Genomic DNA, 13044 nt, shown 5'->3' with positions numbered 1-13044 from the left:
CGCCATGACTCTGAAAGGCCATATGTTGATCGGCGGCCAAGCCATTGCCGGCAGCCGTGAAGCGATCCGTGCGATCAATCCCGCCACCGATGTGGTGCTGGAACCCGCGTACGCCGGGGGCAGCAGCGAGCATGTCGACCAGGCCTGCACACTGGCGTGGCAAGCGTTTGATCCATATCGCGAGACATCCCTCAGTGCTCGCGCCGAATTTCTCGAAACCATCGCCGATGAGATCGAAGCCCTCGGTGATGCGCTGATTGACCGCGCCGTGGCCGAAACCGGCCTGCCGCGCGCACGGATTCAAGGCGAACGCGGACGCACCTGCGGGCAATTGCGCACTTTTGCCCGTACCGTCCGTGCCGGCGAATGGCTGGACGTTCGCGTCGATCAATCACAACCACAGCGCCAGCCGCTGCCACGTTCTGATTTGCGCAAGCGGCAGATTGCGCTGGGGCCAGTGGCGGTGTTTGGCGCCAGCAACTTTCCGCTGGCGTTCTCGGTGGCCGGCGGCGACACCGCTTCGGCGCTGGCCGCCGGTTGCCCGGTGATCGTCAAGGCGCACAGCGCGCATCCCGGCACCAGTGAACTGGTCGGCCAGGCGCTGACGCGCGCAGTAAAAACGTGTGGATTGCCCGACGGCGTGTTTTCGCTGCTGTTCGGTTCCGGCAACGAAGTGGGCATCGCCCTGGTCAGCGATTCGCGTGTCAAGGCTGTGGGCTTCACCGGCTCGCGCAGTGGCGGCCTCGCCCTGAGCCGAGCGGCGCAAGCGCGGCCGGAACCGATTCCGGTGTACGCGGAAATGAGCTCTATCAATCCGGTGCTGCTGTTTCCCGCAGCGCTTGCTGCTCGCGGTGAGGCGTTGGCGCAGGGTTTTGTCGCCTCGCTGACTCAGGGTGCCGGGCAGTTCTGTACCAATCCCGGGCTGGTCATCGCTCACCAAGGGCCGGCGCTGGACAGTTTCATCGCCACCGCCGCCGAAGGGGTCCAGCGCAGCCCGGCGCAGACCATGCTTACGCCGGGGATCTTCCGCGCCTATTCGAGCGCAGTCGCCGCGTTGGCCGAACATCCGCAGGCGCAACACGTGGCGAGCGGTCTAGCGGCTGAAGGGCCGAACCAGTGCCAGACGCAATTGTTCATGACCCAGGCGCAGGACTTCCTCGCCGACGCACGCCTGCAAGGTGAAATCTTCGGCGCCGCGTCGCTGATCGTACAGTGCGCCAACGACGATGAAATCCGTCAGGTCTGCGAACACCTCGAAGGCCAATTGACCGCCACGCTGCACCTGGATGACGCCGATCTGGATCACGCCCGGGCCTTGTTGCCAACACTGGAACGCAAGGCCGGACGCCTGCTGGTCAACGGCTGGCCGACCGGGGTCGAAGTGTGCGATGCGATGGTACATGGCGGGCCGTTTCCGGCCACGTCGGACGCGCGTAGCACCTCGGTTGGCACCGCGGCGATTCTGCGTTTCCTGCGCCCGGTGTGCTATCAGGACTTCCCTGACGTTTTGCTGCCGCTACCGTTGCAACAGGCAAATCCGCTGCAATTACGGCGCTTGCTCGACGGTCAGAGGGAAGCCTGAACATGCCCGACAACCTCACAGCGGACCACGCCGATATCGCGGTGATCGGTGCCGGCATCATCGGCGTCGCCTGCGCTCTGCAACTGGCGCGTCAGGGTAAACGGGTGGTGGTCATCGACAAGCAGCCGCCCGGTCATGGCGCCTCGTTCGGCAACGCCGGACACTTGGCCACTGAGCAGGTGTTTCCGATTGCCGACGCGTCGATCCTCAAGCGTCTGCCGGCGATGCTGATGGACCCGATGGGGCCGCTGCGCCTGGACTGGAAGTACCTGCCGTGCGCCGTGCCGTGGTTCACCCGCCTGCTGCTGAACCTGCGCCCGGCGCCGTTCCAGCGCACCATCGCCGGCCTGCGCGCGCTCAACGAAAGCAGCCTCGACGCCTGGAAGCGCTTGCTGCACAGCATCGCCCGACCCGACCTGCTCAAGGAGGACGGCTCGCTGCTGGTGTTCGAGCGCGCCGAATCGCGACAAGCCGTCGACGCCTTGCAGGCGCGCATGCGTCAGCAACAGGTGCCGGTGGAAATCTGGTCGGCCAGCGTCGTGCGAGAAAGCGCGCCGCAGCTCAGCGAACAGATTCAGGGCGGATTGTTCTACCCGCGCACCGGGCATTTTCTCGACCCGTATCAGGTGGTGTGTGAACTGGTGAGTGCGGCCAAAACGGCCGGCGTGCAGTTTCTCCAGCAGGAGGTTCGGGGTGGCCAAGTGCAGGAACATGGCGTGTCGTTGCTTACCGATCAGGGGCGTTTCAGCGCGCGGCAGGTGCTGATCGCCTGTGGTGCGCACTCGGCGAAGCTGACTGCCGCGCTGACCGGCAAGCAGGTGCCGCTGGACACCGAGCGCGGCTATCACCTGATGTTGCCGCACGAGCACGGGCGCCTGCCGTTTGCGGTGACGTCACTGGAGCGCAAGTTCATCATGACGCCAATGACCGGCGGTCTGCGCCTGGCCGGTACGGTGGAATTCGCCGGCCTGCAGCGTCCGGCGTTCATGGAGCGCGCCTGGCAGTTGCACCGTTTGAGCAAAGGTTTGTTCCGTCATGATTTGAACGCTGAAGACGCGACGCCGTGGATGGGCTTTCGTCCGTCGCTGCCGGACTCGCTGCCGATCATCGACCAGGTTTGCGACGGCAAGGTGCTGCTCGCCTTCGGTCATCAGCATCTGGGGCTGACGCAGGCGGCGGTGACGGCGCAGATGGTCGCGCAGCTGGTATCCCCTTCGGCAAACGCTGGCTTGCCGGCACAGGATGCCTATCGACTGGATCGCTTCTGAGATACCGATGAAACGTTTTTGGTTTCATACTGAGCGCCGACCTTGGCCCCGCGCATATGGAACCGACGATGACCTCAGCAATGGATACCCCCGAGCCGCAAGCGATCTGCAACCCCATCACCAGCAGCGCGATCTTCATCGTCGCCACGTTGCTGCCCGGCAGCGACGCCGCCAGTCAGGTGCGCGGCTGGTGCGGCGACATCGCCGCCCTCACCCGTTCGGTCGGCAAACGCGTGCCCAACGGCAACCTGTCGTGTGTCTGCGGGTTCAGCGCCAGCGCCTGGGACTCGCTGTTCGGCAGCCCGCGCCCGGCCTCGCTGCATCCGTTTCGTGAGTTCGGCGTCGAGGGTCGCCGTGCGGTGGCGACGCCGGGGGACATCCTGCTGCACATCCGTGCCGAGCAGATGGACCTGTGTTTCGAACTGGCTACGCAGTTGTGCAGCGCACTCAACGGCGCAATCACGGTAGTCGATGAGGTGCAGGGTTTCCGCTACTTCGACATGCGCAGCATCATCGGTTTCGTCGATGGCACCGAGAACCCGGTGGGCCGCAAGGCCGATCACTTCACGCTGATCGGCAACGAAGATCCGGCGTTCGAATCCGGCAGTTATGTGCTGGTGCAGAAGTACCTGCACAAGATGGAGGCGTGGAATGCGCTGAGCGTCGAGGCTCAGGAGAAGGTGATCGGCCGGACAAAACTGGCCGACATCGAACTCGGTGAGGAGGTGAAACCGAGCAACTCCCACAGCGCCCTGACCACCATCACCAAGGACGGCCAGGAGCAGAAGATCCTGCGCGACAACATGCCGTTCGGTCGCCCGGGGGCTGGCGAGTTCGGCACTTATTTCATCGGTTACGCGCGCTCGCCGGAACCGATCGAGCAGATGCTGGAGAACATGTTTGTCGGCAAACCCGTCGGCAACTACGACCGTTTGCTGGACTTCAGCACGGCAGTCACCGGGGGGCTGTTCTTTGTGCCGTCAGCCGACTTGCTCGAAGACCTCGCGGAGCGCGAGCCCGCGCAGGCGTGACACCGTAGCGCCACGCCCGCCCGTCACTCAGTGTGGCGCGCGCGGGATGGTTTTCAGCAGGTCTTCAGGGCTGATGTGACCCACCACGCTGCCCGGCTGCGGCATGTTGAGGATGTGGCCTTTCATCTTGCCGATGATGTGCATCTCGCACGGCTTGCAGTCGAACTTCAGGGTCAGCACTTCGTCGCCGTGAATCAGCTGCATCGGTGCGACCTTGGTGCGCACACCGGTCACGCCCTTGGCCTGTTTCGGGCACAGGTTGAACGAGAAACGCAGGCAGTGCTTGGTGATCATCACCGGCACTTCACCGGCCTCTTCGTGGGCCTCGTAGGCCGCATCGATCAGTTTCACGCCGTGACGGTGATAGAAGTCGCGTGCCTTCTGGTTGTAGACGTTGGCCAGGAACGACAGGTGCGACTCCGGGTACACCGGCGGCGGCGTGGTTTCGGCCTTGCGGCTGCCACGCGGGTGCGCCGCAACGCGGGCGGCGGTCAGCGCTTCGATGACTTCACGGCGCAAGGCTTTGAGCTGCGAGTTCGGGATGAAGAACGCCTGCGGTGCGTCCAGTTTCACGTCGATGGCGTGATATTGGGTAGTGCCGAGCTGGCCGAGCAGATCCTGCAATTGCTCCAGCGCCTGCTCCGGCTTGTTGGCCACACCGAACGGGCCGTTCAAGGTCACGCTGGCGCTGATGCCCTCTTCACTGGTGGCGGTCAGTTCCAGCTGCTCTTCACGCAGGCGCGCCACCCAGCTCAGGGCCACGCGGCGTTCGGCGGAGGTCTTCAGCAGTGCCTGTTGCCAGTTGTGGTCGAGGTTGCGGTTCAGCGGATGGTTCGGGCGCAGCTTGTACAGGCCTTCGGGCATTTCGTTCGGCTCGACGCGGTAGCGGTAGCGCTTCTCGCCGTCTTCTTCGAACTCGCCCTTCGGCTCGGCGATGTTGGCGCGGAAACCCACCACTTCACGCTTGACCAGCACGTTGAGGCCATCGCCGTTGGACAGCGGCTCCTGCGTCACCACCTGCATGTCACGCTTGCCGACTTTCTCGACGGTGCCCACGGGCAGGCCGGTGAAGGTCGGCGAGTCGAACGCGCCGATGTCGATCTTGCGATCGGTGACGAAGTAGTCGGTGCTGCCACGGTGGAAAGTCTTTTCCGGGTCCGGCAGGAAGAAGTGCGCAGTGCGGCCGCTGGAAGCGCGGGCCAGGTCCGGGCGGTCTTCGAGCACATCGTCGAGGCGCTGGCGGTAATAGGCCGTGATGTTCTTCACGTAGCCCATGTCCTTGTAACGACCTTCGATCTTGAACGAGCGCACACCGGCCTCGACCAGCGCGCGGATGTTGGCGCTCTGGTTGTTGTCCTTCATCGACAGCAGGTGTTTTTCGTAGGCGATCACGCCACCCTTTTCGTCTTTGAGGGTGTACGGCAGACGGCAGGCCTGGGAGCAGTCGCCACGGTTGGCGCTGCGCCCGGTCTGCGCGTGAGAAATGTTGCACTGCCCGGAGAACGCCACGCATAGCGCGCCGTGGATGAAGAACTCGATGGCGGCATCGGTTTCATCGGCGATGGCGCGGATTTCTTTCAGGTTCAGCTCACGGGCCAGCACCAGTTGCGAGAAACCGGCCTGATCGAGGAACTTCGCCCGCTCCAGGGTGCGAATGTCGGTCTGGGTACTGGCATGCAGCTCGATCGGCGGGATGTCCAGCTCCATTACGCCCAGATCCTGAACGATCAGCGCGTCGACGCCGGCGTCGTACAACTGGTGGATCAGCTTGCGGGCCGGCTCCAGTTCGTTGTCGTGCAGAATGGTGTTGATGGTGGTGAAAATGCGCGCGTGATAACGGCGGGCAAATTCCACCAGTTCGGCGATTTCACTCACTTCGTTGCAGGCGTTGTGGCGCGCGCCGAAGCTCGGGCCACCGATGTACACGGCGTCGGCGCCATGCAGGATGGCTTCACGGGCGATGGCCACGTCACGGGCGGGGCTGAGCAGTTCCAGGTGATGCTTGGGCAAGGACATAGTTTTTTTAGTCAGGCGGTCACGGTCAAGGCGCGCATTGTAGCCGCGAAACGCCCGAGCGGCACGCTTGTGCTGCCAAGTGGCACATGTCCCGACGCCACTGAAAGACACATCCCCTGCGATAACCGGCTTGCCAGCGCTTAAGGCCTGTCAATTGCCGGATCGGTCGAACGTGTCCGGATCTTCGTCTTCAGGAAGACCCTCATCCGGTTCTTCAGGATGGTTTGTGGTGTGTGCCGGACTATCGGGTTCCGGATGCGTAGGCACCGGGTCGAAAGCGCCCTGCTCTTCACTGGGAAATCTGGGTGTGTTCATGAGGCACCTCGCAAAGAGTCGCTAAGTGAAGACTCTGTACATTCGAGGTGCCGGTCGGGGGCGGCGTTCAGTCATTTCACCATCGCGCAGCGGTGAAGCGACTGACGGTCAGGATCGAGCCTGCAACTGGGCGACGATCTTGTCTTTGACCTGCAGGCGTTTTTCTTTGAGTTTTTTCAATGTGTCATCGCTGGGCGCATCCGAGGTTGCCGTCTCGGCCTTGACGACGTCGGCGTCCGCCTCGGAATACTTGTTGATCAGTGCATCCAGAAATGGATCCTCGGAGCGTTTTTGCTGGACCTCTTCCTTCGTTAGCTTCAAATCCTGATACAGGTCATGAGTCACCGGCATGGAACACCTCCGTCAGTTGATCGGCAGCCAACGCGACCGATGGCGTCAGCCTGTATCAGAATGGCCTCGGTTGAGGGGTTCTGTCGACCACCTGTCAGACCAGCGGTGGCCGTTCGTCGCCCTGTCGTAAACGCGATCAAACCTTTGCCCGCGCCATTGCCTCCATTGCATAACGTCAACAAAAACCTGTGTGGAGAAATACCAATGGACGGATTCAACCTGCGTCACCTCGTTCTGGCTGTCGCGTTGAGCAGCGGTATGGGCAGTGCCTTTGCCGCCACTTCCAACAGCTTCGTCGACAATGCCGCAGCCGGTGGCATTGCGGAGATCGAGACCAGCCGTCTGGCCCTGGAAAAAAGCCAGTCGGCCGACATCAAGGCCTTCGCCAACATGATGATCACCGACCACGGCAAGGCCAACGATGAACTGGCGAGCATCGCCAAGGCCAATGACATCGAGGTGCCGGACAGCACCACCCTGGTCAAGCAGGCCAAGGAGAAGATCCTCGACATGCGCGATGAGTCCTTCGACGCGGCCTACGCCAACAATCAGGTCAAAGCCCACGAAGAAACCATCGAATTATTCAAGAAAGAAGCGAATACGGTGACCGACGACAAGGTCAAGGGCGCCACGGAATTGAAAGCCTTCGCGCAGAAGATGTTGCCGGCGCTGGAAAAACACCTGACGGCCGCCAAAGAGCTGCAAGCCAAGCACCCAAGCAAGTAATCCGCGCGCCTGCCCCACAAAGCCGCATCCTGCCGATGCGGCTTTTTTCATTCTGCGCCCCGCACCCTGCGCACGCCCGGCGCGCAAAAAACCGCCAAATGCGGCCATCCCGACTAGAGTTACCGGGGCCTTTCTTGCGCCAGATCAAAAATATCCTTGCGCAATGGAACAACTATTTTGAACGGCAAAGGTCACTGACTTCGCACCGGTCATTTTTTACAGAACCGGCCCCCATACGCTACGGAGTAACAGGCACATGGCAGCACTGCAGAACAGCACATTCGATGCGATGAAAAACAAACAACCCCAACTGCTGAGCGAATGGATCAACGGCCTGGAAGCCAGCGGCGCCACCCGCAATCTCAAGGACCATGACCTGCAACAACAGACCAGCGACTTCCTGCAACTGGTCATCAATGGCCTGCAGGATGACAACGGCACCAACATCAATGCGCCGGGTTGGGAAGCCACCCGCCAGTTCCTCGAAAAGCTGTCCCATAGCCGCGCCCTGCTCGGTCAGGATTCGCAACAGACCGCCAGCTTCATTTTCGCGCTCAAAGGCCCGCTGTTTGCCTTGCTGCAAAGTCACTATCGCGAACAACCGGCACTGCTGGCCGAACAACTCTGGGAGATTTCCGAACTGTTCGACGCCTTCGGCATGCACACCATCCGTACCTTCCAGAAGTCCCGCGAAGCGGTGATCAAACGTCAACAGGAAGAACTGCTGGAGCTCTCCACGCCAGTGGTCAAGCTGTGGGATGGCGTGCTGGCGCTGCCGATGATCGGTACCCTGGATTCGCAACGCACCCAGGTGGTGATGGAGTCCCTGCTACAACGCATCGTCGACACCGGTTCGGAAATCGCCATCATCGATATCACTGGCGTCCCCACCGTGGACACCCTGGTCGCGCAACACCTGCTGAAAACCGTGACCGCGATTCGCCTGATGGGCGCCGACTGCATCATCAGCGGCGTGCGTCCGCAGATCGCCCAGACCATCGTGCACCTGGGCCTGGACCTGCAAGGCGTGGTCACCAAGGCCAACCTGGCCGATGCATTGAAACTCGCGCTCACCCGCCTGGGCATCAGCCTCGGCAAAGCGGTCTGAGCCGATGGAGCGTATTCCGATTCTTCAAATGGGCGACTTTCTGCTCGTCACCATCCAGGTCGACATGCATGACCAACTGGCCCTGACCCTGCAGGACGACCTGTCCGAGCGCATCAGCAGGACGTCGGCGCGCGGTGTGTTGATCGACATCTCGGCGCTGGACATGGTCGACTCGTTCATCGGGCGGATGATCGGCACCATCTCCGGCCTGTCAAAAATCATGGATGCCGAAACCATGCTGGTAGGCATGCAACCCGCCGTGGCGATCACTCTGGTCGAGCTCGGCCTGACCCTGCCCGGCGTCAGCACCGCGCTGAACGTCGAGCGCGGAATGAAACTGCTGCAGGAACGAGTACGCCAACAATGACCGTGCGCAGCAGCGGTACTCAACCGATCAGCATCGAGCAGGACGTGGTGCTCGCCCGGCAGACGGCGCGCAAACTGGCCACCGAATGCGGCATGCGGCTGATCGACCTGACCAAACTGGTGACGGCCGTTTCAGAGCTGGCGCGCAACACCATGGTCTATGGCGGTGGCGGCGACATGGACTGGCAGATCCTCGACGAAAACGCTCGTGTCGGCCTGCGCCTGACCTTCCGCGATGAAGGCCCGGGCATTCCCGACATCAAACTGGCGATGACCGATGGCTGGACCTCCGGCAGCGGTCTGGGCCTGGGGCTTACAGGCGCGAAACGGCTGGTCGATGAATTCGAACTGGACACCGAGCCCGGCAAGGGCACTCGAATAACGATCACCCGATGGACATGAATATCGCTGGGTCGCTGACCCAGGTGCTGCTGATCGAAGACAGCAGCCAGATCGGCCACGCCCGGCGCACCGCGCAACGGCTCGCCGAGCAACATGGCTTCGATGCGACCGAAGCCGGACGTGTGGCGCTGGTCGCCACCGAACTGGCCAGTAATGTGCTCAAGCATGCCAGCCGTGGCGAGTTTCATCTGCGGCTGCTACCGCGAACCGGCGGCTTCGGTATCGAAATGCTTGCGGTCGATCGCGCTCAAGGCTTTGACCTGGACGCGTGCCTGACCGATGGCTTTTCCACCGGTGGCACCCAGGGCATCGGGCTGGGCACCGTGGCGCGCCAGACCGACGTGTTTGACGTTTATGCCGATACCCGTGGCGCGGTGCTGCTGGCGCGTTTGTATCCACGCGCAGACCGTCAGCCCGACCTGCGTTACGGCGTCAGCCAGCATTCACTGCACAACGATCCGGCGTGCGGCGACGCCTGGCACCTGGCGTACAACGGTGCCAACGTCAGTGCGCTGATCATCGACGGCCTCGGCCACGGTGAAGACGCCGAACGGGCGGCCAAGGCCGGCGAACAGGTGTTCGCCCAGAGCCCGTTCGCCAGCCCGGTGCTGCTGATGGAGGACATGCACCGCGACATGATCGGCAGCCGCGGTGGTGCTGCCGCGTTCGCGCAGTTCAATGCCGCCCGCGACGGCCTGACCTTTACCGGCGTGGGCAACATCGGCGCCAGCCTGATCAGCGCCGACAAGTCGCGCGGGCTGGCCTCTCATCCGGGGATCGTCGGCGGCCAATACCGGAAAGCCCAGCCCTTTGACTATGCTCACGTGAACGGACATCTATTGATCATGTACAGCGACGGCCTGCAGTCCCGTTGGAATCTTCAAGACTACCCCGGTCTGGTGCACCGCCATCCCGCCGTGATAGCCAGCGTCCTGCACCGCGACTTCTGTCGCGGACGCGACGACGTAACGGTGCTGGTCGTTGCCCTGGAGGCCGCCCATGGCTGAGTCGCCCACCCTGAACGCGGCGGAGCAGGCTGCGCTGATCGCCCAGTTGCAAAGCGAGACCGCCGCCCTGCGCGACGAACTCGACGAAACCAATCAGGGCGTGCTTGCGCTTTACGCCGAGCTCGACACCCAGGCCGAACAACTGCGCCAGGCTTCGGATCTGAAAAGCCGTTTCCTGTCGTACATGAGCCACGAGTTCCGCACACCGCTGGGTTCGATCCTGAGCGTCAACAGTTTGCTCGCCGACGAGCTCGACGGTCCGCTCAGCCCCGAGCAGCACAAACAAGTGGCGTTCGTCAGCAGCGCCGCCCGGGAACTGAGCGACATGGTCGATGACCTGCTCGATCTGGCGAAGATCGAAGCCGGACGAATCAGTATTTCTCCGGCGTGGTTCGACATGTTCGATCTGTTCAGCGCGTTGCGCGGCATGTTCCGGCCGATCGTCGATGCGTCGGCGGTTGATCTGATTTTCGAAGAGCCGGTCGGATTGCCGCGCCTGTACACCGACGACAAGAAACTCGCGCAGATCTTGCGCAATTTCATTTCCAACTCGCTGAAATTCACCACCCGTGGCGAAGTCCGGGTCTCGGCGCGCCTGGAAGGGGCGGACAGAGTACGTTTTGCCGTCAGCGACACCGGCATCGGTATCGCGCCGGAGCTGCATGGTGCATTGTTCGAGGACTTTTCTCAGGTCGACTCGCCATTGCAGAAACGCCTGCGCGGCACCGGTCTTGGCTTGTCGCTGTGCAAGCGCTTCGCCGCCCTGCTCGGCGGCGAGGTCGGAATGGACAGCACGCCGGGTGTCGGCTCGACCTTTTTCGTGATCATTCCACTGGCGCTTGCCCTGGAGAATGTCGATGAAACGTGACATCCGTCTGTTGATCGTCGACGACAACGTTGCCACTCGCTACGCCTTGCGCCGGCGTCTGGAGCGCCATGGCTATGAGGTGCTGGAGGCCGGTACCGGCAACGAGGGCCTGGCGCTGATCGCCAGCGAAGCGCTCGATGCCCTGATCCTCGACGTCAATCTGCCGGACATGAGCGGTTTCGATATCGTGCGCATCCTGCGGGCCGATGCACACACCGCGCTGCTGCCGGTGATCCATGTGTCTGCCGCGTCGATCCAGACCGGCGACATCATCACCGGGCTGGACGCCGGGGCCGATGCCTACCTGATTCACCCGGTGGACCCGGACGTGCTGTTGGCGACCCTGCGCACCCTGCTGCGAGTGCGTGATACCGAAAATGCGCTGCGTGAGAGCGAGGCCCGGTTCCGTGAGATTTTCGTCAACGTCTCGGCACCGATTGCCGTGCTCGATGCCAACCTGAAAGTGCATGAATGCAACCACGCCTTCACGCAAATGATTCAGGACAACCGCAACCCGCACACCCTCAGCGAATGCTTCGACGATGACCAGGGCGCGATCCTCAACGAGTTGCGCCTGCGACTGGTCGATGGTGAGCGCTGGAAAGGCACGTTGAACATGCGCGTACAGGGCGAGATTCGCGAAACCGAGTGGCAGATTTCGCCGTACCGCACGCCGCAGCTCAGCCTGGTATTCGTCGAAGACGTCACCGAGCATCGCCACCGCGAACGCTCGCACCTGGCACAGCTGGACGACACCACCACACAACTGGCCAAGGAAGTCGCCGAGCGCGTGCGTGCCGAATCGCAGCTGCTGCAAGTGCAGAAAATGGACGCGCTGGGCAAGCTCACCGGAGGCATTGCCCACGACTTCAACAATCTGCTGACCGGGATCATCACCAGCCTGGAACTGATCCAGAAACGCGTGGCCGATGCGCGTCCGGACAAGGTGCAGTTCTACGCCGAAGCCGCACTGAATTCAGCGATGAGCGCCGCGTCACTCACTCATCGCCTGCTGGCCTTCGCTCGCCAACAGCCATTGGATACCCGACCGGTAGACATCAATGAGCAAGTGCGCTCGCTGGAAGAGTTGCTGATGCGCACCATCGGTGAACGCATCACGCTCAAACTGGAGTTGACCAACAAACCGGCGATTGCCCTGGTCGATCCGGTGCAACTGGAAAGCGCGGTGCTGAATCTGGTGATCAATGCCCGGGATGCGCTGCCCAGGGGCGGTAATATCTGGGTCAACACCTATGCGGCGTATTCCCACGGCGACCCGAACCTGGCCGATGGTGCGTATGTGGCGCTGTCGGTGCGCGATGACGGCACCGGTATCGAGCACAGTGTGATCGACAAAGTGTTCGATCCGTTCTTCACCACCAAACCGCTGGGTCAGGGGACCGGTCTGGGGCTGTCGACGATCTACGGTTTTGCCCGCCAGTCCGGCGGCGATGCGCACATCCGCAGCGTGGCACGGCGCGGCACCGAAGTGACCCTCATGCTGCCGGCGACCAACGACCCGACCGGGGCCGATATCCCGGCGCCGAAAGTTGATCCGCAGGGCGCTGGTGAGCACGTCCTGATTGTCGAAGACATGCCGGCGGTGCGCATGTTCGTCACCGAAGTGCTGGAGGATGCGGGTTATCGCTGCACCCAGGCGGGGGATATCGAAACCGCGCTGGAGCGCTTGCAGAATGATCCGACCATCGACCTGTTGCTGAGCGACGTTGGCCTGCCGCGCATGAGCGGCCGGGAACTGGCGGACGTGGCGCGGGGCTGGCGCGAAAACCTGCCGATTCTGTTCATGACCGGTTATGCCGAGACCGCGATCAATCGTCAGGTATTCCTGGGCAGCGGCATGGAAATGCTGGTCAAGCCATTCCAGATCAGTGAACTGCTGGACAAGGTCCGGCGCACGCTTGATGGCGCCTGACACACCGCCATCGCCAGCAGGCTGGCTCCCAAAAGGGTTATGTACACCCGATAACCTGTGGGAGCGGGCTT

At 62.4% G+C, this 13044-nt stretch carries 12 protein-coding genes; 10 read left to right on the top strand and 2 right to left on the bottom strand.

Features of this window, described 5'->3' with window-relative positions:
• The first annotated feature begins 4 nt into the window (after window positions 1–4).
• From OC71_RS19590 to OC71_RS19580, 3 genes are all read left to right on the top strand, one after another.
• Window positions 5–1582: an aldehyde dehydrogenase (NADP(+)) gene (locus OC71_RS19590; protein WP_041072538.1), complete on the top strand. Its 1578-nt coding sequence runs from the start codon at window positions 5–7 to the stop codon at window positions 1580–1582.
• 2 nt (window positions 1583–1584) lie between these two features.
• Entirely contained in the window at window positions 1585–2850 is a 1266-nt protein-coding gene (locus tag OC71_RS19585) for an FAD-binding oxidoreductase (RefSeq protein ID WP_041072536.1), read from the top strand.
• Window positions 2851–2918: 68 nt separating this feature from the next.
• Complete coding sequence (locus tag OC71_RS19580) at window positions 2919–3881, top strand: Dyp-type peroxidase (protein ID WP_041072534.1); 963 nt, start codon at window positions 2919–2921, stop codon at window positions 3879–3881.
• Between the two features lie 27 nt (window positions 3882–3908).
• Here the strand turns inward: OC71_RS19580 and OC71_RS19575 are convergent, their stop codons facing one another.
• The gene (locus OC71_RS19575; RefSeq protein ID WP_041072532.1) at window positions 3909–5897 is read right to left on the bottom strand and encodes a U32 family peptidase; all 1989 of its coding nucleotides are present in this window, start codon (window positions 5895–5897) and stop codon (window positions 3909–3911) included.
• Between the two features lie 423 nt (window positions 5898–6320).
• Window positions 6321–6563, bottom strand: a complete 243-nt coding sequence (locus OC71_RS19570; RefSeq protein ID WP_041072529.1) for a DUF465 domain-containing protein — start codon at window positions 6561–6563, stop codon at window positions 6321–6323.
• 204 nt (window positions 6564–6767) lie between these two features.
• Here OC71_RS19570 and OC71_RS19565 point away from each other — a divergent pair, with 204 nt between their 5' ends.
• From OC71_RS19565 to OC71_RS19535, 7 genes are all read left to right on the top strand, one after another.
• Window positions 6768–7289, top strand: coding sequence for a DUF4142 domain-containing protein (locus tag OC71_RS19565; protein ID WP_041072527.1), 522 nt, complete (start codon window positions 6768–6770; stop codon window positions 7287–7289).
• Between the two features lie 256 nt (window positions 7290–7545).
• Window positions 7546–8397: an STAS domain-containing protein gene (locus OC71_RS19560; RefSeq protein ID WP_041072525.1), complete on the top strand. Its 852-nt coding sequence runs from the start codon at window positions 7546–7548 to the stop codon at window positions 8395–8397.
• Window positions 8398–8401: 4 nt separating this feature from the next.
• Window positions 8402–8764, top strand: coding sequence for an STAS domain-containing protein (locus OC71_RS19555; protein ID WP_041072523.1), 363 nt, complete (start codon window positions 8402–8404; stop codon window positions 8762–8764).
• A complete protein-coding gene (locus OC71_RS19550) occupies window positions 8761–9165 on the top strand; it encodes an anti-sigma regulatory factor (protein WP_041072521.1) in 405 nt (134 codons plus the stop codon). The genes OC71_RS19555 and OC71_RS19550 overlap by 4 nt, the downstream gene beginning before the upstream one ends.
• Window positions 9162–10172 (top strand): ATP-binding protein, encoded by a 1011-nt coding sequence (locus tag OC71_RS19545; RefSeq protein WP_041072664.1) that lies wholly within the window; start codon window positions 9162–9164, stop codon window positions 10170–10172. Before OC71_RS19550 ends, OC71_RS19545 begins: the two co-directional genes overlap by 4 nt.
• On the top strand, window positions 10165–11040 hold the full coding sequence (locus OC71_RS19540; protein WP_041072519.1) for a sensor histidine kinase KdpD: 876 nt from the start codon (window positions 10165–10167) through the stop codon (window positions 11038–11040). Before OC71_RS19545 ends, OC71_RS19540 begins: the two co-directional genes overlap by 8 nt.
• A complete protein-coding gene (locus OC71_RS19535; protein ID WP_041072517.1) occupies window positions 11030–12973 on the top strand; it encodes a response regulator in 1944 nt (647 codons plus the stop codon). The genes OC71_RS19540 and OC71_RS19535 overlap by 11 nt, the downstream gene beginning before the upstream one ends.
• Window positions 12974–13044 lie beyond the last annotated feature (71 nt).

The organism is Pseudomonas sp. W15Feb9B (assembly GCF_000828175.1).
Lineage (GTDB): Bacteria > Pseudomonadota > Gammaproteobacteria > Pseudomonadales > Pseudomonadaceae > Aquipseudomonas > Aquipseudomonas parakoreensis.
This window is presented reverse-complemented; position numbering and strand designations above follow the sequence as displayed.

Bases quoted from the DNA above. Each gene is read 5' to 3' on its own strand.
- OC71_RS19590 (WP_041072538.1), top strand. From the start codon at position 5: ATGACTCTGAAAGGCCATATGTTGATCGGCGGCCAAGCCATTGCCGGC.
- OC71_RS19585 (WP_041072536.1), top strand. From the start codon at position 1,585: ATGCCCGACAACCTCACAGCGGACCACGCCGATATCGCGGTGATCGGT.
- OC71_RS19580 (WP_041072534.1), top strand. From the start codon at position 2,919: ATGACCTCAGCAATGGATACCCCCGAGCCGCAAGCGATCTGCAACCCC.
- OC71_RS19575 (WP_041072532.1), bottom strand. From the start codon at position 5,897: ATGTCCTTGCCCAAGCATCACCTGGAACTGCTCAGCCCCGCCCGTGAC.
- OC71_RS19570 (WP_041072529.1), bottom strand. From the start codon at position 6,563: ATGCCGGTGACTCATGACCTGTATCAGGATTTGAAGCTAACGAAGGAA.
- OC71_RS19565 (WP_041072527.1), top strand. From the start codon at position 6,768: ATGGACGGATTCAACCTGCGTCACCTCGTTCTGGCTGTCGCGTTGAGC.
- OC71_RS19560 (WP_041072525.1), top strand. From the start codon at position 7,546: ATGGCAGCACTGCAGAACAGCACATTCGATGCGATGAAAAACAAACAA.
- OC71_RS19555 (WP_041072523.1), top strand. From the start codon at position 8,402: ATGGAGCGTATTCCGATTCTTCAAATGGGCGACTTTCTGCTCGTCACC.
- OC71_RS19550 (WP_041072521.1), top strand. From the start codon at position 8,761: ATGACCGTGCGCAGCAGCGGTACTCAACCGATCAGCATCGAGCAGGAC.
- OC71_RS19545 (WP_041072664.1), top strand. From the start codon at position 9,162: ATGAATATCGCTGGGTCGCTGACCCAGGTGCTGCTGATCGAAGACAGC.
- OC71_RS19540 (WP_041072519.1), top strand. From the start codon at position 10,165: ATGGCTGAGTCGCCCACCCTGAACGCGGCGGAGCAGGCTGCGCTGATC.
- OC71_RS19535 (WP_041072517.1), top strand. From the start codon at position 11,030: ATGAAACGTGACATCCGTCTGTTGATCGTCGACGACAACGTTGCCACT.